The sequence below is a fragment of the Terribacillus sp. DMT04 genome, assembly GCF_019056395.1.
Lineage (GTDB): Bacteria > Bacillota > Bacilli > Bacillales > Amphibacillaceae > Terribacillus > Terribacillus aidingensis_A.
The window spans coordinates 2,903,361-2,926,182 of the sequence record NZ_CP077639.1; the positions used below are offsets into that span (position 1 = coordinate 2,903,361).

At 43.7% G+C, this 22,822-nt stretch carries 21 protein-coding genes; 9 read left to right on the forward strand and 12 right to left on the reverse strand.

Annotated features, from left to right (window positions below):
• Nucleotides 1-10 precede the first annotated feature (10 nt).
• Both argJ and argC read right to left on the reverse strand, forming a co-directional pair.
• The gene (argJ, locus tag KS242_RS15060; protein WP_217322083.1) at nucleotides 11-1,234 is read right to left on the reverse strand and encodes a bifunctional glutamate N-acetyltransferase/amino-acid acetyltransferase ArgJ; all 1,224 of its coding nucleotides are present in this window, start codon (nucleotides 1,232-1,234) and stop codon (nucleotides 11-13) included.
• A gap of 14 nt (nucleotides 1,235-1,248) precedes the next feature.
• Nucleotides 1,249-2,286, reverse strand: coding sequence for an N-acetyl-gamma-glutamyl-phosphate reductase (gene argC / locus KS242_RS15065; protein WP_217322084.1), 1,038 nt, complete (start codon nucleotides 2,284-2,286; stop codon nucleotides 1,249-1,251).
• A gap of 360 nt (nucleotides 2,287-2,646) precedes the next feature.
• Here argC and KS242_RS15070 point away from each other — a divergent pair, with 360 nt between their 5' ends.
• The 3 genes from KS242_RS15070 to KS242_RS15080 all read left to right on the forward strand — a co-directional run bounded on the left by KS242_RS15070 (nucleotide 2,647) and on the right by KS242_RS15080 (nucleotide 5,669).
• Nucleotides 2,647-4,089 (forward strand): sodium/proline symporter, encoded by a 1,443-nt coding sequence (locus KS242_RS15070; RefSeq protein WP_217322085.1) that lies wholly within the window; start codon nucleotides 2,647-2,649, stop codon nucleotides 4,087-4,089.
• Nucleotides 4,090-4,212: 123 nt separating this feature from the next.
• A complete protein-coding gene (locus KS242_RS15075; RefSeq protein WP_217322086.1) occupies nucleotides 4,213-4,959 on the forward strand; it encodes a GntR family transcriptional regulator in 747 nt (248 codons plus the stop codon).
• A 452-nt stretch (nucleotides 4,960-5,411) separates the two neighbouring features.
• Entirely contained in the window at nucleotides 5,412-5,669 is a 258-nt protein-coding gene (locus KS242_RS15080) for an HPr family phosphocarrier protein (protein ID WP_371747559.1), read from the forward strand.
• Between the two features lie 47 nt (nucleotides 5,670-5,716).
• Here KS242_RS15080 and KS242_RS15085 read toward each other — a convergent pair whose 3' ends face one another.
• Nucleotides 5,717-6,661 (reverse strand): fumarylacetoacetate hydrolase family protein, encoded by a 945-nt coding sequence (locus tag KS242_RS15085; RefSeq protein WP_217322087.1) that lies wholly within the window; start codon nucleotides 6,659-6,661, stop codon nucleotides 5,717-5,719.
• A gap of 98 nt (nucleotides 6,662-6,759) precedes the next feature.
• On the opposite strand from KS242_RS15085, the gene KS242_RS15090 reads away from it, so the two are divergent.
• A complete protein-coding gene (locus KS242_RS15090) occupies nucleotides 6,760-7,692 on the forward strand; it encodes a nucleoside hydrolase (RefSeq protein ID WP_217322088.1) in 933 nt (310 codons plus the stop codon).
• A gap of 112 nt (nucleotides 7,693-7,804) precedes the next feature.
• Nucleotides 7,805-8,596 carry a histidinol-phosphatase HisJ family protein gene (locus KS242_RS15095; protein ID WP_217322089.1) on the forward strand — a complete coding sequence of 264 codons (792 nt, stop codon included), beginning with the start codon at nucleotides 7,805-7,807 and terminating at the stop codon, nucleotides 8,594-8,596.
• On the opposite strand, the gene KS242_RS15100 is transcribed toward KS242_RS15095, so the two are convergent.
• The 3 genes from KS242_RS15100 to motA all read right to left on the reverse strand — a co-directional run bounded on the left by KS242_RS15100 (nucleotide 8,593) and on the right by motA (nucleotide 11,142).
• Nucleotides 8,593-9,393 carry a hypothetical protein gene (locus KS242_RS15100; protein ID WP_217322090.1) on the reverse strand — a complete coding sequence of 267 codons (801 nt, stop codon included), beginning with the start codon at nucleotides 9,391-9,393 and terminating at the stop codon, nucleotides 8,593-8,595. The genes KS242_RS15095 and KS242_RS15100 overlap by 4 nt on opposite strands.
• A 136-nt stretch (nucleotides 9,394-9,529) precedes the next feature.
• Nucleotides 9,530-10,354 carry a flagellar motor protein MotB gene (gene motB / locus KS242_RS15105; protein ID WP_217322091.1) on the reverse strand — a complete coding sequence of 275 codons (825 nt, stop codon included), beginning with the start codon at nucleotides 10,352-10,354 and terminating at the stop codon, nucleotides 9,530-9,532.
• The gene (motA, locus tag KS242_RS15110; protein ID WP_217322092.1) at nucleotides 10,351-11,142 is read right to left on the reverse strand and encodes a flagellar motor stator protein MotA; all 792 of its coding nucleotides are present in this window, start codon (nucleotides 11,140-11,142) and stop codon (nucleotides 10,351-10,353) included. The genes motB and motA overlap by 4 nt, the downstream gene beginning before the upstream one ends.
• A gap of 312 nt (nucleotides 11,143-11,454) precedes the next feature.
• On the opposite strand from motA, the gene KS242_RS15115 reads away from it, so the two are divergent.
• Genes KS242_RS15115 through KS242_RS15130 form a run of 4 tightly spaced genes read left to right on the forward strand, consistent with a single transcriptional unit; the run spans nucleotide 11,455 to nucleotide 16,628 of the window.
• Nucleotides 11,455-12,936 carry a PTS mannitol transporter subunit IIBC gene (locus KS242_RS15115; protein WP_217322093.1) on the forward strand — a complete coding sequence of 494 codons (1,482 nt, stop codon included), beginning with the start codon at nucleotides 11,455-11,457 and terminating at the stop codon, nucleotides 12,934-12,936.
• Between the two features lie 16 nt (nucleotides 12,937-12,952).
• Entirely contained in the window at nucleotides 12,953-15,043 is a 2,091-nt protein-coding gene (locus tag KS242_RS15120; RefSeq protein ID WP_217322094.1) for a BglG family transcription antiterminator, read from the forward strand.
• Nucleotides 15,044-15,045: 2 nt separating this feature from the next.
• A complete protein-coding gene (locus KS242_RS15125) occupies nucleotides 15,046-15,477 on the forward strand; it encodes a PTS mannitol transporter subunit IIA (RefSeq protein WP_217322095.1) in 432 nt (143 codons plus the stop codon).
• Nucleotides 15,477-16,628: a mannitol-1-phosphate 5-dehydrogenase gene (locus tag KS242_RS15130; RefSeq protein ID WP_217322096.1), complete on the forward strand. Its 1,152-nt coding sequence runs from the start codon at nucleotides 15,477-15,479 to the stop codon at nucleotides 16,626-16,628. The genes KS242_RS15125 and KS242_RS15130 overlap by 1 nt, the downstream gene beginning before the upstream one ends.
• A 17-nt stretch (nucleotides 16,629-16,645) precedes the next feature.
• On the opposite strand, the gene KS242_RS15135 is transcribed toward KS242_RS15130, so the two are convergent.
• The 6 genes from KS242_RS15135 to zupT form a co-directional block, all read right to left on the reverse strand.
• Entirely contained in the window at nucleotides 16,646-17,548 is a 903-nt protein-coding gene (locus KS242_RS15135) for an NAD(P)/FAD-dependent oxidoreductase (protein WP_217322097.1), read from the reverse strand.
• Nucleotides 17,549-17,588: 40 nt separating this feature from the next.
• Nucleotides 17,589-18,374: an SDR family oxidoreductase gene (locus KS242_RS15140; RefSeq protein WP_217322098.1), complete on the reverse strand. Its 786-nt coding sequence runs from the start codon at nucleotides 18,372-18,374 to the stop codon at nucleotides 17,589-17,591.
• Nucleotides 18,375-18,846: 472 nt separating this feature from the next.
• Nucleotides 18,847-19,359, reverse strand: a complete 513-nt coding sequence (locus tag KS242_RS15145; RefSeq protein ID WP_217322099.1) for a YfiT family bacillithiol transferase — start codon at nucleotides 19,357-19,359, stop codon at nucleotides 18,847-18,849.
• A 78-nt stretch (nucleotides 19,360-19,437) separates the two neighbouring features.
• Complete coding sequence (locus KS242_RS15150; RefSeq protein ID WP_217322100.1) at nucleotides 19,438-20,562, reverse strand: ABC transporter ATP-binding protein; 1,125 nt, start codon at nucleotides 20,560-20,562, stop codon at nucleotides 19,438-19,440.
• A 287-nt stretch (nucleotides 20,563-20,849) separates the two neighbouring features.
• A complete protein-coding gene (locus tag KS242_RS15155) occupies nucleotides 20,850-21,806 on the reverse strand; it encodes an aminopeptidase (RefSeq protein ID WP_217322101.1) in 957 nt (318 codons plus the stop codon).
• A gap of 72 nt (nucleotides 21,807-21,878) precedes the next feature.
• Nucleotides 21,879-22,679 (reverse strand): zinc transporter ZupT, encoded by an 801-nt coding sequence (zupT, locus tag KS242_RS15160; RefSeq protein ID WP_077306828.1) that lies wholly within the window; start codon nucleotides 22,677-22,679, stop codon nucleotides 21,879-21,881.
• Nucleotides 22,680-22,822 lie beyond the last annotated feature (143 nt).

Below are 22,822 nucleotides of genomic sequence, written 5' to 3' on the forward strand. Positions count from 1 at the left end.
GATAGCCCCCTCACGTCCGGTAGGAAGCATTGATTTTGACGTAGTCATAAGATAAATCACAGCCCCAGGCAGTCGCTTCTGCAGATCCTTCCTGCAGATCAATCGTGATTACTACGGTTTGCTGCTTCAATTGTTCACTAGCTGTTTGCTCATCAAATACAGCTGGTTTCCCTTCTTTAACAACTTGCACGTCACCAAGCCAAACGGAAATATTATTTGGATTATACGTTGCGCCGCTGTTTCCTGCAGCCATAATGATTCTGCCCCAGTTTGGATCTGCTCCATAGATGGCTGTTTTAACAAGACTAGAGGCAACAACTGTCTTCCCGATTGCACCAGCTTCCCCTGCCGATGCTGCATGCTGTACTCGAACTTCCACAAGCTTTGTTGCACCTTCTCCATCACGGGCAATCTTTTTCGCTAACTCTTGTGATACATAATGGAATGCTTCGTAAAACTTCTCCCACTCTGGGTGGTCTGCATGCAGCTCCTTATTGCCGGCTTTTCCGTTTGCAAGCACAAGCACCATATCATTGGTGCTCGTGTCTCCATCAACCGTAATCATATTATAAGACTGATCGGTCGATTGCTTGAGCAGCTGCTCCAGCACATCAGCAGGTATGGCGGCATCTGTCGTCACAAAGGCAAGCATCGTTGCCATGTTCGGATGGATCATACCAGAACCTTTCGCAGCACCGCCTATCGTAACTGGAACACCATCAATGGAGACGGTGACAGCAACTTGCTTCGTGCAAGTGTCTGTTGTCAAAATGGCATGAGCAAAATCATCCGCCTGACCTTGCGGCTCTATCGAATGAATACCATCAATCACTTTATCCATAGGCAGCTGGACACCGATTAAACCAGTTGAAGCTACTGCTGCATACGCTGCCGGAATGCCAAGCTGATCAGCAAATGTCTGCCGCATGGTATAAGCATTTATCAGCCCTTCTTCTCCTGTACAGGCATTGGCGTTCGCACTGTTCACAACAATCCCTTGTAGCTTCCCTTCTTGCTGAATGCTTTCTTCCGTCACAAGAAGCGGTGCAGCACGAAAGCTATTTAATGTATAAACGCCAGCAGCAGATGCCGGGATTTCCGAGTAAATCCATCCAAGATCCAGTTTATTTCCTTTTCGCAAACCAATAGCAGCCCCGCCCGCCTGGAAACCGCCAGGACTGCTGACATTTCCATCTTCTATGATTGTATATGCCGCTTGTTTTGTCTTTATCATGTTATTTCTCTCCTTTATGGATAAACCGGCAGCGTCCATAACCCTGCTGTCTGCTCCCAGCCCTGCATAATATTCATATTTTGAATGGCTTGCCCTGCTGCTCCCTTAACCAAATTATCAATTACAGATACGACTGTAAGTCTATTCGTACGTTCGTCCAAATGAAGCCCTATATCACAGAAATTACTAGCTGCTACTTCCTTCGTTGCCGGCCACTCGCCTAATGACCTAAGGCGAACAAATGGATGACTTGCATAATAGTTTTCATATGATTCCAATAATTCAGATGTTGTTTTATCGGTTGTAAGGTCCGCATACATTGTTGCCATAATACCGCGTGTCATCGGAACGAGCTGTGTGGTAAAGCTGACTGGATGCTGAGAACCGGATACGCCTGCTAACGCTTGTTCGATTTCTGGAATATGTTTGTGGGAACCTAGTTTATACGCTTTAATATTTTCATTTATCTCACTGTAGTGTGAAATGGCTGTTGGTGCCTTGCCAGCTCCGGATAGCCCGGATTTGGCATCAATAATAATAGAGGCTGGGTTGATGAGCCCGTTATGTACTGCCGGCAGCAGCCCAAGAAGCGTCGCCGTCGGATAACAGCCGGGGTTTGCTACGACATCAGCCTCGCTTATCTGCTTCGCGTTCAGCTCTGGAAGTCCATATACGGCTTTCTCTAATAGTTCTTCTGGAGCTGCATCCTGCTGATACCATTCTTTATAAACAGCGGCATCCCTTAATCGAAAATCACCTGCCAGATCGACACAGCGAATTCCTGCTTCTGCAAGTCTCGGGAGCAAATCTCTGCTCACACCCGGCGGAGCGGCAAAAAACGCAAAGTCCACCTGCTCACTTAATGCTTTTACATCAAAAGTTTCTAAACTTCCGGTTACAAACCCATCTGTATGCGGATAATAGTCCGTCAATGATCTCCCCGCACTAGAATGGGAGATAATTGTTTTTACTTCTGCATATGGATGTATATGCAAGAAACGCAGCAATTCTACCGCTCCATAACCTGTACCGCCAATTATTGCTACTTTCAAGACTGCATCCTCCTCTAAACAAGTTCGAATTGATTAGTAATTATACTTTAGTGTGTATTTTTATTCAATAGTTCTGCATGAAGAAATTACAATTCAGCATGATTTTGCACTTCTTGACTCAACTTATAATACTATGTACAATTAGTGTATTGTTTTCATCACGGACTAACACAATTAAATGATGTAATGATGTAACAACGGTAGAAGTTAAGAAAAGTATCCTTATTGTCTAAAAAACTATGGAGGAGGATCTTGCATGACGCCGCTTATTTGGTTCTTATATGTCATCGTCCCAGTACTAGGAATGCTAGCCGCATTCATTCAAGCAGGCCGCATGAAGGAGGAAGGGGAAGATAACGAATGATTGCCACGTTTATCATTTACTTGGCTGCGGTATTCATTATTGGATACACCGCGGAAAAATTTATATCAAAAGGCGAGGAAGGATTTTATCTCGGAGACAGGAATTTCGGAGCTTTTTCTACCGCCATTAGTGCAGGAGCAACAGACTCCAGCGGGTGGATCTTCATTGGAGCTGCCGGTCAAGCATATCTTGCAGGTATCTCGACCATGTGGATGCTGCCCGGATTCCTGATTGGTTATTTTGTGAACTGGTTTGTCGTTGCTCCTAGATTACGTAAGTTTTCCGAGAAATCGGAGGCATTAAGTATGTCTGACTTCTTCGAAAAACGCTTCAATGATAAATCGCACTTATTAAAAATCACCTCTAGCGTCATCATCATCATTTTCTTTGTTGCCTATATGGGGTCTCAGCTATCTGCTGCAGGTAAAACGTTAGATGCTGTCATTGATTTCGATTTCAATACAGGCCTTGTACTTAGTGGTATCTTCGTATTGGGCTATTCCATTCTGGGCGGATATCGTTCGGTTATGGTTACCGACGTTACCCAAGGGGTTATGATGTTACTTGTTCTAGCTGGTTTCCCGCTCTATATGATTTTGTTCCAGCTTGGCGGTTTTGGTACGTTTTTTGATACAGTGAGAAGTATTGACCCATTACTTGCTTCACCAGCAGCAGGAAATATTGGTTCCCTCGCAGTTGGGGTAATTATCGGTCACATCGCATTTGGTTTTGGTGTACCAGGTCAGCCGCATATATCGCAGCGCTTTTTGTCTGCTAAAGACAATAGCACTATTAAGCAAGGATCGATTATTGCGATGGCATGGATTATCATCTCTATGACAGGAGCTAACCTGCTTGGATTAATCGGCCGTGTCTTGCTTCCTAACTTAGAGGATCCGGAATATGTATTCCCTACTGTTGCGATGGAAGTATCGCACCCGATTATTGCCGGTGTTATTGTTGGTGCTATCTTTGCCGCCATTCAATCGACATTTTCTTCGCAGCTGATGGTGACAACGCAAGCAATTGCAAGTGATATTTGGAAATCCATTTCGAAGAAAGAATACTCAAGCAAACAATCTCTTATTATCAGCCGGACGGCTATGGTAGTTCTGACGCTGCTTGCTATTGGTATAGCGCTGCTCAATTTACAATCAGTCTTTGCACTTGTTCAATATGCATGGGCTGGATTAGCAGCAAGCTTTGCTCCGGTTCTTATATTCAGTCTTTACTCGAATATTGCTACTAAATGGGGGGCCTTCTCCAGTATGATTACTGGTTCACTTGTGACGGTAATCTGGAAAGGTTTAGGCTTGGATGCGTATCTGTACGAGATTATCCCAGGCTTAGTTATTTCAACACTTGTACTGCTCATTGTCAGCAAACTAACTAAACAGCGTGACAATGCTCCACTGAAAGAAGAAAGCATGAATCTGTAAAACGGAAGACAGGTTTGCCAGGATTATAGCGGCAAACCTGTTTTTTACCGTGATAACGTTGACTTTCCTAGTGAACCTTCCTATTATTAGGTTCAGCTATTCTATTTAAAAGGATGAGACGATGTGAAAATTAAGTCTTTGTATAAGACCATCTATGATGATCTTGTCAGTAAGATCATGAGCGGATACTATAAAGAAGGCCAAAAGCTTCCATCTGAAAAAGAACTGGATCAGCTTTATCATGCAAGCAGAACACCTGTGAGACAGGCCTTATCCAAACTGGAAAGTGACGGTTTTATCTACAGGCTTCAAGGGCGCGGATCCTTTGTATCTGACAATCGCCCAAAACAGCTATGGACAAGAATGACTGGATTTACCAATTACTACTTAAGTGAATGGGAAAAAATCACTTCACGTACAATCGATGTTGAGAAAGTACCAGCACCAGCCGCGATTTCTCCGCTGCTGAAGTTAACGGACGGTGACAATGAGCTGCTGACCAAAATGACGCGCATTCGTTTCTATGATGGTGATCCTATCATTTATTTACAGCATTATCTGCACCCGCGTTTCCCAGTTGAATCGCTGCAATCAAATGAAAATTTCTTCTCTATTGCAGAAATTTTAAATGAAGAGTTCCAGGTGAAGGTAGCACGAGCGGATGAAGAAATCGAGGCTATTATGGCTGATGATTACTTAAAAGATGTCCTCCAGCTGGATGATGCACACACTCCTTTAATCAAGGTAACCAGAACATCTTATACGGCAGCAGATGAACCCGTAGATGTAAATGTTTACTATGTTAATTCGAAAAAGTGGAAATTCGAAGTAAGCTTTCGTCAGAGCGAGAAAAATTTCGAGTTTTTCTGAATACAGAAGCTGGGACATAACAGTTTAAGCTATATAAAAATCCAAACAATACTGCAATCACCAGCAGCATTGTTTGGATTTTTGCATGGGAACGAAGATGAGAGCATCACTAGTGTAGATAGAATACGTAGACTCCTCGAAAAAGATAGCGATTTTCTTGTCGGTGTCAACTTCAAAAGCCACTCTTGGTCCAACGATAACAGCTAAAGTTAGAAAGCAGCAGATCAGAGGCCTGCATTAAAAAGTATGAATCTAGTCATCGTTTGCTTTTAGGATAAATTAATCTTGTTTTGTCCCTAGCTCTTGTATTGCTTCATGAAAATCGTTGCACGAACAAAGAAATATGTTATACTGCAATCAAACAGAGTGTAAGCGCTAACAAAATGTACACTTGCACTTTTCCGCTGCTGTTGTACAATTTGATGTGGCAAAATGCTAGTAGGGGGAGAATGATGATGCGATCCAAAAAGACGCTTATTCATGTTGCTGTAGATATCAACCAGACTGCAAATCAATTCAAATCAAGCATTGTACTTGTAATGGATAATAAGGTAGTGGATGCGAAAAGCATGCTTGGCCTTTCTAATTCGGTGCTTACTTCAGACTTTTTCCGCTTGGAAATATACGGTGAAGATGCGGAAGAAGCGAAAAAAGCAATGCGGGATGTGTTCTTAAGTAACGGGCTGCCTGTTGAAATCAGTGACAAATAAACACAAGAAAAGACAGCTCAGCCGAGAGGGCGAGCTGTCTTTTTTATTTACAATCGTGATGGTTTCGGAATGATAGCATTCCGAAGCTGGCCGAGACCTTCTATTTCAATCTCGACTACGTCCCCTTCTTTCAAGAACTGTGGCGGATCCATCGCAAAACCAACACCATTCGGAGTGCCGGTCATAATGATATCCCCCGGCTCCAACGTCATAATGCCTGAGATGAATGAAATGAGATGCGGAACAGAGAAAATAAGCTGTCCTGTATTAGAGTCCTGGCGCTTCTCCCCGTTCACAAACGTCCGAATTGCAAGATTGGATACATCTTCAATCTCATCAGCAGTGACAAGGTACGGTCCCATTGGCGCACTTCGATCCAGCGTCTTCCCTTGCAGGAACTGCGGTGTCCGCCGCTGCAGATCACGTGCTGTCACATCGTTGGCAATTGTGTAGCCAGCTATGTATTCCATTGCCTCTTTCTCCGGTACTTCTTGCGCTCTTCTGCCAATGACAACCGCAAGCTCCCCCTCATAGTCCAGCTTTTCAGTTAGCTTCGAATGGTATACACCTTGGTCATGTGCACAAACCGCATTCACAAATTTACCGAACAGAACTGGATATTCCGGCAGTTCTCTGCCCATTTCTTCTATATGATCTTTATAATTCAAGCCTACACAAATAATCTTACTAGGGCTTGGTACTGGCGGTCCTACTTTCACTTCTTCTGCTCTGTATTGCACAGTCTCAAGCCCCTCTGTGAGAGCAAATGCCTCCGCTCGGTAAGCACGCTTCAATGCTTGTGGGCCCATTTGGTAGAATACATGCGGATCAGCGGGAAGCAGGCTCGCTACCGACATCGCTAAATCCACTTCTCCCTCTGCCAATAGAAAATGCCGATATGCCTCTTGCAGATCAATGACACGTCCCTCAACACTGCTTCCAATTCGATATGGGTGCAGCTCTTTTCCAGCTTTATAGGTTACTAGCTTCATTATGCAGTTCCCCTCCATTGTTCGAATACTCAAAATTAATTCTCTCTTCTATGATATAGTAAGAAAGTCAGACAGCATAGAAGAAAGGGAGTCTTAGAATGAAAAATGTTTACTTGAATCATGATGGCGGTGTAGATGATTTAATATCGCTATACCTGCTGCTAAAAATGGAGAATGTAAAGCTTATTGGCTGTTCCGTTATTCCAGCTGATTGCTATTTGGAACCCGCATTATCAGCTAGTCGTAAAATTAATGACAAATTCGGTATTCCAGAGACACTGGAAATAGCTGCATCTACTTCGCGTGGCAAAAATCCTTTTCCAAAAGATTGGCGCATGCATGCTTTCTTCGTTGATGCGCTCCCGATTCTAAATGAACAGCTTCCCGTGCAAACAAAGGTTGCTGAAAAGCCAGCACACTTAGATCTAATTGAAAAGCTGAAAGCGCAAAAAGAGAAAACAACTCTTATCTTCATTGGACCGCTGACAGATTTGGCTCGAGCGTTAAAAGTGGATGCTTCTATTGAACAGTATATCGAGAAGCTTGTCTGGATGGGCGGCACCTTACTGCCGAATGGTAATGTGGAAGAACCTGAGCATGATGGAACAGCAGAATGGAATGCCTTCTGGGATCCAGAAGCCATGGACGTTGTTTGGAAAAGTGACATACTAATTGACATGGTCGCGCTGGAAAGTACGAATCAAGTGCCTTTAACTGTGGATATCCGCAACAACTGGGCAAAAAATCGTAAGTATGAAGGTGTAGATTTTGTCGGACAAAGCTATGCTGCCGTACCACCGCTCGTTCACTTTGAAACGAATTCCACTTACTATTTGTGGGATGTGCTGACCACTGCTTCCGTCGGCAAGGAAGCACTAGTAAAGAAGAAAACTGTGTCTGTCAGTGTGGAAGCAAACGGACCATCACAAGGTCGTACATATGAAGATAAAGACGGGAAAAGAATTGAATTAGTATATGATGTGAATCATGATGCATTCTTTTCTTACATTTTAGACTTAATGAAGTTCTAAATATATAATTGGTATCGCACATATACAATAAATTTGTTATACTATTCCGTGGCTGTTATCCACAAGTGGATAACGTAATACGTACGAAACGGAAAGAAGGCAGATTAGCGACATGTATATGGATTACCATCATCACACGAACAATTCGATTGATTCTAAAGCAGTCATGCAAGATGTCTGCAAGGAAGCAATCCGTAAAGGTATTAAAGAGATTTGTTTCACTGAACATTATTCTGTTAATCCTTTGGCGCCTACCTATGGTCATATGGATTTCACTAAATATCAAGCAGACATTGCTGCATCACAGGAACAATTTGGCGATCAGTTGTCCATCAAAATGGGAATTGAGCTGTGCGAACCGCATTTGATGATGGATATCTATGAAAAAGCACTTCAGCCTGTTCCTTTTGATTTTATCATGGGTTCTGTGCATAATATCGGCAACCAGAAGCTGCGTCTGCATCTGCGCGCTAATCCAGAGACATTTTATCAAGACTATTTTACAGAGATGTACAAGCTTGTATCCGATGCAGATATCGATGTTTTGGCACATATTGATTTGATGAAGCGATATGCTGTTCAAGAAGGTCATGGCATTTATTCTTTTGAGCAGCACAAAGATCAAATCGCTGCTATTCTGGAAAAAGCGATACAGCGTGGTATTGGGATCGAAATCAATACGTCCGGCATGCGCAGCTCACTTGGTGAAGCGATGCCGACTCCGCGAATCGTATCGCTTTATCACGAATTAGGCGGCCGAATTTTGACACTTGGGTCGGATTCTCATAAAGCAGAAACAGTCGGCGCTGGAATAAAAGAAGCCGCGCAAATTGCGCGGCAATGCGGTTTCACTCATATTTATCAATTTGAAAACCGCAAGCCGAAAGCCGTGCCTTTAAGCTAGATTTTTCTTTCATTTCGCAGTTTATGTTTAATAAAAGCATCAAATTGATCATCCTGACTGTCCGGCAGCAATGCTGGACTGTCAGGATTTTTCATGACAGCTTCGTCTTCGTTCCAAAGTTCTTTTCGTAAGTAGCGAAGTCGAACATAGTACGTCATCAACTTCAAATCCAGCCACATTTCTTCTTTAAAGAATTCAAATACCTCTGCTTGACTGTCCATCGTTTCCTGTTTCTTCTGCGCAATTGTGTATTGTGCTTGTATAACTTGATTCACATGCTTCTCCATTAATTCTTGCTCTGCTGTTGTAAACGTACCTTTTTCAATAGTATCGTTCATTAGCTTCTCTGCTTCGTCGGTATGTTTCAATATAATTAACTGCTGTTCCCGAATTGTATGCAATAGATCAGAGAACTGAGCAAACGATTGCTGAATCATCTCTGTCGCTAAATGCATGACGTTTTTTTCAACATTCTCCAATAAGTCCTGGAACGTATGGTAACGCTTATCCGTCAGCTTGACTCCATTATCAGAAGTCAAACGCCGAATCGTCTGTACGCTCGTCATATATCGATAGTACCGACCGGCCAATTCCTCTACTTCATGTTCTGCCGGCACTCTGCCGTCTTCTGCGACAAGTAATCGTTCATTGCTAGGCATATATACAAAATAATAATGCAACGGAATTTTATTCTCCTTATAAACTGCGGGGCATAAGTCCATCCGTTCATCCTGCTGCTGCCGATTACGTTCAGAGGCCTCTTTCACCGGCTGCGGTAAAGATTCTTTCGTGATCATCTAATTTCCTCCGTTCTATCCTGCTCATTACCTATTATTTCACAAATTACCCTAACTCAATCCTACCTTATTCCACTATTCTATTGTAAGCATTTTCATAACATTAAATTAAAAAAATAACAGCCCGCCAGGACTGTTATTCGGTCTTTGCTGTTCGCGGAAGAATTAATACTTCCACACGACGATTTTTCTCTTTGCCTCCAGCTGTATCGTTTGAGGCAATTGGTTTGAACTCTCCATACCCTTTAGCGCTGAACCAACGCGGATCTAGCTTGTCATTCTCTAATACAACCTTCATGAAATTAACGGAACGCATGACACTGAGCTCCCAGTTAGAGTGATAGGTAGATGTACTAATTGGGTCATCATCTGTATGTCCGCTAATAATCACTTCTCGAGGTGGGTCCATTACGAGCAAATCAGAAATCTCTCTGGCGATTTCTTCATCTTTTACACTGACTTCACTGCTGCCGGAATTAAATAAGACATTATCATTAATCGTTAACAGCAGTCCCTCATCTGTTAAATCCGTGGAAAACTTATTACTCAAGTCCTCATCTTTAATATAGGTTTCAATCTTCTCTTGAATCTTTTGCAGTTCTTCCCGTTCTGCCGCTTCAAGATTAGCTTCATCTGCTTCTTCATTGACGGCTTCTTGCGTTACGGCAGCCTCTTGTGTTTCTTTATCTTTCTTCTCTTCTTCGTTATTCTGGTCAATCACTGTAGAACTTGTCTCATTTCCGGGCGTCATGCTCGTATTTGATTCTAATAAACCCTCTCCGCCATGCAAAACACTGCTAAAGCTATCGGATATCTTATTGAATTTCTGCGCATCGATGGAACTTGTTGCAAATAAGACGATAAAAAGCGCCAGCAGCAGTGTCAGAAGATCCGCATAAGGAAGAAGCCAAGATTCGTCGACATGTTCTTCGTGTTTTTTGTGCTTGCGCTTCCTGCTCATACCGCTACTTCCTCTTCTGCATCGCCAAACTCAGCTTTCTCTTTGCTCGGCAGATAAGCTAGCAGCTTTTGCTCAAGCATTCGCGGCGTTTCACCTTCCAAAATAGAAAGAATTCCTTCAACCATTAACAGCTTATGCTGCACTTCTTGCTGCGTTTTTCGCTTTAGCTTGTTAGCAATTGGGTGACAAATAACATACCCCATGAAAATACCCATCAACGTGGCAACGAAAGCTGCTGCAATAGCGTGGCTTAACTTATCAATATCTGATATGTCGCCAAGTGCTGCAATTAGACCAATAACAGCGCCTAATACACCGAGTGAGGGTGCATAAGTACCTGCCTGTGTGAAAATAGCAGCGCCAATTGCATGACGGTCTTCTAAGGCATCTACTTCTTCATTCAGCACATTTCGGATATATTCTGGTGATTCTCCATCGACAGCCATGCTTAAACCGTTACGAAGAAAGTCGTCCTCTACATCACGTGTACTGCTTTCCAATGCCAGCAATCCTTCTTTTCTGCTGATTTGAGACCATTCAGAAAACATGCTCACAAGATCTTTCGTATTAAATTGCTGTTTGCTTTTAAATACAACACCGAGCAGCTTCGGAAATCGTTTTAATTCGTTGCCTGGGAAGGCTAGAGTTACGGATGCAGCCGTACCGACTAGAATGATCAGTATGGCGGCAGGGTTAACAAGTGCAGCAGGACTGACACCCTTTAACACCATCCCGACACCAACCGCAACCAGGCCTAATATGATACCAATTAGTGAAGACTTATCCATATTTCCATTCTCCTAATTTAGTTTGATTACTCCTTATATCGGATACATTCCAGAAATCTGTATCTTTTTTTAATAAACTTTACGTTTCTTTTCCAGTTGAGAAGGCTAATAGTAACAAAAGTGTCCTATTTCTATTCGACAGTATAAGATGCGGCCTTCTACCTAAGCTACATACATAACATTAGACACCATTGGCAGGAATACATGTGACAAAGGTGGTGTTTGTTTCTGTTGTGAAATCGCATACACGAGACGTAAGATAGAAGTAAGCACTTACAAACTACTTTGTTTTTTATAAAAGGAGGAAACAGCATGGCACAGGACAAAACCAGTGTCCGCGCTCGTATTCAAAAGTTCGGTTCCTATCTAAGCAGCATGGTAATGCCGAACATCGGCGCATTTATTGCTTGGGGTCTTATTACTGCTTTATTTATTCCTGATGGATATTTTCCTAATGAAACAATCGCAGCAATTGTAGATCCATCCATTACTTATCTTTTACCTTTACTAATCGGTTTCACCGGTGGTCGTCTTGTACACGATATTCGAGGCGGGGTCGTCGGGGCAATTGTTACCATGGGTGCAATTGTAGGTTCACCGGATACACCGATGTTCTTAGGAGCAATGGCAATGGGTCCGCTTGGCGGGTACGCCATCAAGCTCTTTGACCAGTACATTGGGAGCAAAGTACGTTCCGGTTTCGAAATGCTCGTTAACAACTTCTCTGCCGGTATTATCGGTGGTGCTTTAGCAATTGGCGCTATCTATTTTGTTGGTCCGCTAATTGAGGGCTTAACAGATGCTTTAGCTTCTGGGGTAGACTGGCTTGTAGGACTTGGCCTTCTGCCGCTTGTTAATATCTTGATTGAACCAGCAAAAGTGTTGTTCCTAAACAACGCAATCAACCATAGTATCTTTACACCTATTGGATCGGAACAAGCAATTGAGACAGGTAAATCAATCCTGTTCCTACTAGAAACAAACCCTGGACCTGGTCTGGGTATATTGCTTGCATATATGCTATTTGGTAGAGGCAGCGCTCGAGCTTCTGCACCAGGTGCAGCTATCATCCATTTCTTTGGTGGTATTCACGAGATTTACTTCCCGTATATTTTAATGAAGCCTGCTTTAATTGTGGCAGCAATTGGCGGTGGTGTATCAGGTACACTTACCTTCAGCTTACTAAATGCTGGTCTAGGTTCACCGGCATCACCAGGGAGCGTCATTGCTATCTTCTTAATTGGTAAACCAGGTGATTACCTCGGTTTGGCATTAGGTATTCTCGTTGCCACAGCCGTATCATTTGTCATTGCGTCTGTTATTCTGAAAAGCAGTAAAAAAGCAGCAACAGACATCGAAGAAGCAACTGCGAAATCAAAAGAAATGAAAGGCACAAAGCCTGCAGCTGCAGTTGGCATTAACCAGTCTGGCGGTGCAGCAGATGATGCTGCTGAGAATTTGGATACAGCTCCAGAACATACAGACAATAGCAGTGAGACTTTCAATTACAGCAATGTAAACAAGATTACTTTTGCTTGTGATGCTGGAATGGGCTCCAGTGCAATGGGCGCTTCCCTTCTGCGTAAGAAAATGAAAGACGCAGGATTGGATGTTCATGTAGACAATGCTGCTATCTCTAACATTCAGGACGATGCAGATATTGTCATCACACAAAAGAATTTAACAGATCGCGCACGTAACAAACAGCCAAATGCGGAGCACATCTCCGTCGAAAACTTCTTGAACAGTCCGAAATATGCTGAACTGATTGAGAATTTAAAGAAGCACCAATAAACAGGGAGTGATTTGATTGGAATTGGTTAGCAGCAGAGAAAGAAGAATCATCCTGCAATTGCTGCGTTCCAGACACCAATTCGTCTCCATTCGAGAGCTGGCAGAGTTATTACATGTCAGCTCTCGAACTATTCACCGGGAATTGAAACAGGTGGAACGGACACTTGCCGAGTATGAACTATCTTTACTTCGTGTCACTGGTTCTGGCATTCGCGTTGAAGGAGAGTCTGCTCAGATGGAAGCCTTACAGGAACAGCTGCATGAAGCGGTTGAAGTAGATACGACCCAAGAAGAAAGACTGCTTCACTTACTCTTTCTGTTAATAAAAGCATCGGAGCCGGTTAAAGTCGCGTTTTTGGCAAACAAAGTACAGCTGTCAAAAACGGCCGTTTCCGTTTATTTAGATGCTTTGGAGGCAAAACTGGCGGAGTACATGCTGACTATCACGAGACGACGCGGTGTCGGCGTTGAGTTGGAAGGCGAAGAAAACGAAAAACGAAAAGCGCTTGTCCAGCTAACAATGGAACAGCTGGATCAAGCATCGATTTATCCATTCACAAACGATTATGAAGAACGAAACCTACATCAGTTTCTGCAGCAATTTATCAAAGAGCAGCAGATGACGTTAGTCGAGAAGTATGTCATGGATCATATAGCCAAGCTGTCTTACTCGATTGCAGATAATGCTTATGTAGCGCTCATCACGTATATCAGTATTACCATTCAGCGGATTAAACAGGAGCAGTTTGTCAGCCTCTCCCCTCCGCTGCTGACATCTTTACAAAAAACAGAAGAATATACGATTGCCGCTGCACTTAGCAGGGAATTGGAAACTAACTTATCTCTTACCTTTTCCACATCCGAAATCGGCTGTATTGCTGTTCAGATTCAAGGTGCAAAACGGAATGAAACCATGCATCGTTCTGACCCATTATTCGAACTGCAAGTCCAAGCATTCATTCAGCTCGTTGCTGCTTCCACTAAGCTACCGCAGCTTGAAAAGGACGAAGCATTTACCAACAGTCTGCTCGCGCATATTGAACCCGCCATCAGCCGAGCGCGGGAAGGTATTCAGACTTATAATCCGCTCACCGAGAAAATTGAACACGATTACAAGGAAGTAGTTGCAGCAGTTCATAAGGCTTTGGAAACTGTCTTTCCTGCCTTTCGTTTTGGACAAGGAGAAGTGGCTTTCTTGGCGCTGCACTTTGCTTCTGCAATTGAGCGGCAGCGCAGCAGACAGCGGCTTCACGCTTTAGTTGTTTGCGCCAGCGGCATTGGCACTTCCAAAATGCTGGCTAGCAGATTGCAAAATGAATTCCCAGAGATTACACAGGTCACATTATCGTCTTACTTAGAATTAAAAGAACTAGAGCCAGACCAGTTTGACTTACTCGTATCGACGATTAGCCTTGATCAATTTAACAGACCGTACTTGCATGTTAATCCGCTGCTGCCCGCCCCGGATGTGAAACGGATGGATGCATTCATTCAGCAGGAGCTGCCAACCATCTATACGAAACGAAAGCATATAACACCCGCCAAGACAGCAGCACCTAAAAGGACGGAAACAGCTAATTTTGAACCAAAGCTGGCAGAACTTCAGACACTGGCAGCAGTATCACGCACATTGTGGAAGCGATTTATCATCGATAAAGCTTATCAAAGCCAGACTGGTTTATTTGCATATATAGACCAGCAGGCTGCTGAACAGTTGATTATCGAAGAACGAGGAACACTCGCTGAGCTTTTGCAAACCCGTGAGGAGCTTGGCGGAATGGGTATTCCCGACACAAGGATGGCCCTGTATCACAGCCGAAGCAATGACATAGAACAGCCTGCATTTTGGATGATGGCGCTATCCTCCCCTATTTCCATTATGGGGATGGATAATCGAGCGATGAAGGCAGACCGCCTGTTCATCCTTGCTGCACCGGACAATTTGCCTTTGAGCTGTTACGAGCTGTTTAGTAAGATCTCAAGTCTCATATTAGAAGAGCATATCCAGCCTTTGATACGCTCAGCAGATCAAGAAGCACTCAGCAAGGAATTGGCGCAGCTGCTCACTGCCCACATCCAGCAATTCACAGATCACTTAGGAGGGTAATTATGCAAGTATTACAAGAAGCAAATATCTTAATGAACACTAAATTAACAAATCAGGAAGATGCCATTCGTAAAGCCGGTCAGATTCTTGTGGATAATGGTTATGTTAACGCAACCTATGTGGACAAAATGATTGAACGTGAAGCACTGACTTCCACGTATATGGGTAACTTTGTTGCTATCCCGCATGGTACTGAAGATGCTAAAGATGAAGTAATTGCTTCCGGTATCTCTGTCATTCAAGCGCCAGAGGGTGTGACATTTGAAGGAAATGAAGTAAAACTTGTCTTCGGCATTGCTGGTAAAAATAATGAACATTTAGATATTCTTTCACAAATTGCTATTGTCTGCTCAGAGGAGGAAAACATCGATAAGCTTGTTAGCGCGACAAGCAAACAAGAGATCATAGATATGTTCTCAGAGGTGGATGCATAATGAAAAGCGTACACATTGGAGCTGGCAATATCGGACGAGGCTTTATCGGCGCCCTTCTCTCCCATGCCGATATCCAGGTAACTTTTGCTGATGTCAATGCAGATATCATCTCTGCCTTGAAGGAGAAGCAGCAGTATGAAGTTGTTTATGCGCAGGAAGAAGCACATTCCGAGACGATTACCGGGGTGAGCGCTTTGAACAGTACTACCGAAGAAGAAGCTGTCGTCAATGCGATTGCTGAAGCTGATCTTATTACGACGGCTGTTGGGCCGTCCATCTTGCCTCATGTAGCACCAGTTATAGCAAAAGGACTTGTTCAGCGTGCGAAGCAGCCAAAGACAGTTCATGTAATTGCTTGTGAAAACATGATTCGCGGCTCCAGCCAACTAAGCGAATTTGTTATGTCGCATATTGATGAACAAGATAAGAAACAAGTTGAAAGCTACACATCGTTCTGTGACGCAGCAGTCGACCGGATTGTTCCAATTCAAGAACAGCTGGATTTGCTGACAGTACAAGTGGAGCCTTACTTTGAATGGGTTGTGGAGAAGAAAAATTGGCAAGGTGAGCTTCCGGCTATCGAAGCAATCACTTTTGTCGATAATTTGGATCCCTATATTGAAAGAAAGCTGCTCACTGTTAACACAGGACATGCCGCTATTGCCTATGCAGGGTATGCTAAAGGCTATAGTACGATTATCGAGGCTATCAAAGATGAAGAGATTCTAACATTAGCCAAGCATGCTTTAGAGGAAACGAGTGCATTATTGAAAGACAAATGGGGCTTCCAGGAAGACGAATTGAACCACTATATTACAAAAATCCTGCAGCGTTATCAAAACCCATATATTTCGGATCTCGTCACGCGTGTAGGACGCGGGCCAATCCGTAAGCTTGGTCCGAAAGACAGACTCGTGTATCCAGCTCTAGCTTTATTGGAGCAAGGGAAGTCAGCTGATGCATTGCTGACTACGATTGCTTATGCCTTACATTTCAATCCAGCTGATGATGATGAAGCAGCTGAGTTACAGGAGCGTATCAAGTCAGAAGGTGCTGCTTCGACTCTCGCCAGCATTAGCGGGCAGCCCCAAGACAGTACACTTGTACTGGAAGCGATAAAAAAATATGAACAGCAAAAAGACAGAGCCTAACGCTCTGTCTTTTTCATTCACTTTATTTTCAGCAGCCTCTTTTGCATCCAAATCGCTGCTTGCATCCCATCTCCCATTGCAATGCTGACTTGCTCCGAGTGCACAGTAACGTCGCCGGCCGCCCACACACCTTCTACGTTCGTTTCTTTTGTGCGGGGGTTGTTTTCAATATGATTGTTTTTATGAAGCTCCACACCTAAAGATGCTGCCATATTACTATTCACCCGGTTCTTTCCGAATGCGACAAATGCCTTCTCCGCCCATAGCTTCTCGCCATCTGTCAGACAAAATCCTTCTAATCCGCCACTTTCATCGAGCACTACCTCTTCAATAGGCTGCTCATAATATTCAATGGAATGCAGCTTCAGCTTTTCAAAGGTTTCCTCACTCACAGGTTCTTTTTCATGATTAATGAAAATAACATCATCCGACCAATATGTCAGCATCACTGCTAATCCTGCTCCTGCTTCACCAGTACCTGCGACAACCGTTCGCTTGCCGCTTATCTCATATCCATCACAATCAGGACAAACATATACATCCGTTCCAAGCAATGGATACAAATCTTTAACTGGAATCCGATCTGTTATCCCGGTAGCAAACAAAAGCAATGCTGCATCATGCGATTGCCCGTCAGCAGTTTTAACTGTGAATCCGTGTTTCCATTTCTCCACTTCCACGGCCTCCTGCTGCTCGACACGAATACCCCCATAAGCTTCTATTTGTTTTCGCCCGAGTTCCAGCAGATGATTCCCTGATACGCCATCAGGCCAGCCAATTAAGTTATGGTAGCTTTGACACCAATGTGATCTCCCATCATTTGGTTTATCCAGCAGCAGGACATCCCGCTTATATCGGCCAAATTGGATGGCAGCTTGTACGCCTGCGATTCCGCCGCCAATAATAATTACATCATGCATATACTTGTACTCCTCCTATTAATCATCTGATTGCACATGGCTACAGCAGTGTTTCCGCTCCGTCAGCATATAGAACACTTCCTGACATATGACCAGCTGCGTCTGATGCTAGAAAACAGACGATGGACGCTACATCCTCCGGCTTCCCAGGTTCTCCTTTAAGCGGATGCTGTCCTTTAGGGAAAACTTTCGGAATTTCTATCTCCGCTAAATGCGCTGTATCTTTTTCTGTTCGTTCCTCGATGTTCGTCTCAATGCCTCCTGGACATACGACATTCACACGAATACCATATGACGACAGCTCGAGTGCAGCCATTTTCCCGAAAGCTGTCTGTGCTGCTTTGGAGGCACTATAAGCACTCATACCAAAGCCCGAAAACGTACGATTACCATTTATTGAACTGGTGATGATAACACTTCCGCCTTTTTCTTTCATGTAAGGAATGTCGTTCTGAAGTGTCAGAAAGGTACCCTTCGCATTGATATCAAGCGTCTGATCCCAGTCTTCCTCTGGCAAATGTTCAATCGGGGAAAGCGTCCCATTAACACCTGCATTAGCAAACACAATATCCAGCTTTCCAAATTGATCAATCGTTTGTTTAAATGCCTGTTTCAACTGTGCAGTGTCGGTAACATCGACTGTCGCGGCAATTGCTGATCCGCCTGCAGCCTCAATAGCAGCAGCCACATCCTTTATGGTCTCTGCATGCTTATCAAAAAGACCTACCCGCACACCTTTGGCCGCCAGCATAGCTGCCGCGGCTCTTCCGATACCAGAGCCTGCTCCGGTCACAATTGCCACTTTCCCATCCAGCGATGCTTCCATCCCGTCATCCACTCCTTTATGTATCTACTAGTTATTTCCTTACTCTGCATGAAGTAAAACCCTTTCTGTATAAAAAAAGAGAGCGGGACAAAACAAGATTAATTCATCCTTAAAGCGAACAATGACTAGGTCCATACTTTTTCATGCAGCCCTCTGACAGCTGCTACTTTCCAAATTTAGCTGTTATCGTCGGACAAGAATGGCTTTTGAAGTAGAGGCCGACAAGAAAATCGCTTTTTATTTTCGAGGAGTCTACGTATTCTTTCTACACTAGTAAGGGTTCTCATAATAAAAATCAGCGTAGGAAATACACGGAGGCTCCCCAGCCGCCCGCAGGAAAGCGGAGTGTATTTCCGAAGCGATGCTCTCATATTTCTTTACAATGCAAAAATCCAAACAATGCTGCTTTTAATTGCAGTATTGTTTGGATTTTTATATTGCTTAAACAGTTATGTCCCAGACGCTTTTTCGGTTAATCTTTTAAAGCCAAATGAATATGTGCCAAATGATGTTGGCCATGCCAAGCATAGATGCCTATATTCTCTTTCAGGCTGACTTCCTCTCTTGTCTCCGGATGAATAAATGTTCGTTGAAGCTGTGCTGGGGTGAGCGTATGCAGCAACACAACCCATTTGCGATGAATGGAAGCAAGTAAGTCCAGAGCAGACTGCACAGGCATTTCATAATCAGGGAGCTGTGCCCAGCTTGCCTCATCGTATGGTTTTATAACAGGTGTTTCTTCTGTTAACGCCAGTTTGAAACGTACAAAGGAATTCAGATGACTATCAGCCAAATGATGCACAAGCTGCCTAATATTCCATCCTCGTTCTCGGTATGTACGTTGCAGTTCGAGGTCTGAAAGCTTGTTTACCAGCTCACTCACCTGTTTTGGAAGCTGTTCTATTTCTTCTATCCATTGTTTTGTCTGTAATGCTGAAATATCTCCTTCTACACTAAACTGCCCAATCGGATACCTTCTGTCCATCTGATTACCTCCCCGCTCATTTAACTTATTTTAACAGAAAAAAGACCGTACCGCCGAGTAGGTACAGTCTTTTTAAAGTCAGGATACTTGCGAAGCAGCATTTGGTGCTGTAATTCGGCCTTCTGTTTCTTTATCGAAGAAATGCACTTGTTCCATATCAAATAGGAGTGTGCGTTTATCTTTTCCTTTAATATCCGAGCGTGCATCAACACGAGCTACAAATTCTTCTCCTTCAACACTTGCATATAAGAAGCTTTCCGCACCCATTAATTCGACTACATCGATCGTAGCTTCCACTTCATGTGCATGTGCAAGACTTTCTTCGTAGTCAGCATCGTGAATATGTTCTGGTCTGATTCCCATCACAACTTCTCCATTGCCGTACCCTGCATCTTGCAGCATTTTCCGTTTTGCCGGCGGAAGCTGGAACGTCACATTGCCAAGCTTCGCCTTGCCTTCCTGAATAGTAACGTTGAGGAAGTTCATAGAAGGGGAACCGATAAAGCCGCCGACGAACATATTGTTAGGGTTGTCGTAAACATCCTTTGGTGCCCCTACTTGCTGGATGACCCCATCTTTCATCACGACTAGTCTGCTTGCCATGGTCATTGCTTCCGTTTGGTCATGTGTAACATAAATTGTGGTTGTCTGAAGGCGCTGATGCAGCTTTTGGATTTCTGCTCGCATCTGTACACGGAGTTTGGCATCTAAGTTGGAGAGCGGCTCATCCATAAGAAACACTTTTGCATCTCGGACAATTGCACGACCAAGCGCAACACGCTGGCGCTGACCGCCGGAAAGTGCTTTCGGTTTTCGGTTTAAGTAATCAGTCAGTCCAAGGATACGGCTTGCTTCCTGTACACGTCTGTCTATCTCATCTTTTTTGTATTTACGTAATTTCAAGCCGAATGCCATGTTATTGTATACGTTCATATGCGGATACAGTGCGTAGTTCTGGAATACCATCGCAATGTCCCGGTCTTTTGGCGGCACATCATTCATTCGTTCTCCATCTATATAGAAATCACCGCCAGAGATTTCTTCCAGGCCGGCAATCATACGTAATGTGGTCGATTTTCCGCAACCGGAGGGACCGACGAACACGATGAATTCTTTATCATCTATCTCTAAGTTAAAATCTTCAACCGCCGTAACGTTCTTGTCGTAGACCTTTTGGATACCGTTCAACTGTAGCTTTGCCAATGTAAGCGCCTCCTTTATTGTATACTCTTACTTTACCTTGTTTCTCCAGTAATTACTATTTGGCAGTTGCACAAAATGTAAGCGCTTTTATTGTGCGAAATGTTAGAAAAGCTAAGAAACATGCAGTGTACGAACGACCACTTCAGCATATTACTCCGCTTTCCTCGAGCATGGCCACAGTCTCCTTGCGAGAAGTTCATGCTAATGGAGAACTGCAGACATATAGGAACTAGTTTTAAACACGTGCAGCCTAAAGGGTGCTTATTACATTTATCGGATTAAAAAGACTATTGGTCCTGCCTCACCATATTGCCTGCTTCAATCAAAATCGAGTCATCCAGATGTACAGTTGGTGCTTTTACGACGCAGTCAATGTGAACGCCTGCCGCAATTGTACCGCCGAATGTGTTGTTGCTGCCAAATGCGATGTGGATGGTTCCGTATACTTTTTCGTCTTCCAATACATTACCGGTAATTCGTGCTTTATCATTGGTACCAATACCAAACTCAGCCACATGGCGTCCTTCGCCTTCCCCGAGCATGTGAAGCAGCCTCTCTCCTTGCCGACCGCTGGCAGCTGTCAAACGTCCATCCACGATTGTAAGAAGTACTGGCTCTTCTGCTTTCCCCAAACCAGAAATGGAGCCGTCAATCCAAATATGGCCAGATGCTGTCCCTTCCAGCGGTGCAATATAAGCTTCTCCAGAAGGCAAATTACCCGATTGCCCAGTTTCACGGTAAACGCCTGTGCTAGCTACACCATTCCGTCCTTGAATAGAAAAGGTTAGCGTTTCCCCATCTTTGGATATGGTAACCTTTTGTGCTTGATCCAATTTTTGTGAAACATGATATGTCCTTTTTTCCACTGTATCGTAATCAGCGCTGATAGCTCCTTCCAGAAACATATCATATGTAATGCCTGGCATCGTTGCGACGCGAACACCCGCTGCTGCTGCATCTTTCTTGGCTGTTGTATGTGTTAGGGAATGCTCCGTAATACATACAGCTACATCGCAATGTTTCATTGCTTCTGCCACGCCGCTTGGAGGCTCTTCTCCTGACTTCTCTCTGTCCTGCATCACAAGCATGAGCGTTTCGGCGCCAATTGACCTGCCAGCTGCGTACAACGCCTCTGCCAGTTCTTTCTTGCTATCATCTGTTACAATAAGCAATGTTTCTTCTTTCTTCAGCGCCAAACTGCTGATCAGGACATTCTTGCTATTCTCTACTAACTTACTCCCCACGAAGGCACCTCCTCTTGTTTCTTCCTATTATACACAAAGAAAACCGCCCGCTTAAGCAGACGATTCTCAAAATTAAATAAATAAAAGTAAACTTACAGCCATTACCATCATACCGCTGATTAATCCGTAAATAGATGTGTGTCCTTCATCGTATTTTTTCGCTGCTGGCAGCAAACCATCTAGTGAAATGAAGACCATAATGCCTGCTACCGCTGCGAAGATCACACCGAACATGACGTCATTTAAGAATGGCATTAGAATAAGGAAAGCAAGAACGGCACCTAAAGGCTCTGAAAGGCCGGACAAAAAAGAAAGACCAAATGCTTTCTTTTTGTTGTTGGTGGCGAAGTATACCGGAACTGCAACAGCAATCCCCTCTGGTATGTTATGGATAGCAATCGCTATGGCAATAGCTACTCCCAATGAAGGGTCTTGTAAGGCAGACGTAAAAGTAGCGATACCTTCCGGGAAGTTATGAATAGCAATTGCGAGTGCCGTAAAAGTTCCCATTTTGAGCAAGGCCTGATTGTGCGTTTGATCATCCATATCTTCCACTTTTTTGCCTTCATGCGGATTGGATTGATTGGGAATTAATTTATCAATTAGAGCAATAAGGAGCATTCCGCCGAAGAATCCACCAACTGTAGCCCAGTTGCCCGCTTGTGCGCCAATTGCACCTGTTAGGGAATCTTTTGCTTTGACGAATATTTCAACCATCGAGACATAAATCATCACGCCAGCCGAAAAACCGAGACTGAGTGATAGGAATTTCGTATTTGTAGTAGAAGTAAAAAATACCATCAAGCTGCCTATGCCAGTGGCGAGGCCAGCCATCAGTGTTAAACCTAGAGCCAGTAAAACATTTCCGTCCATCATTGTCCTCCTCTTATCCATCTCTGTTTCTTTTATTATGCACTATATCAATAAAGTTTCACAGTAGAAACTTTTAAGCAGCATTACAACCCTTCTTCCCTTCCTACTATATGGTGAAGCATCTGGGAAGTTTCCAAAAAAAT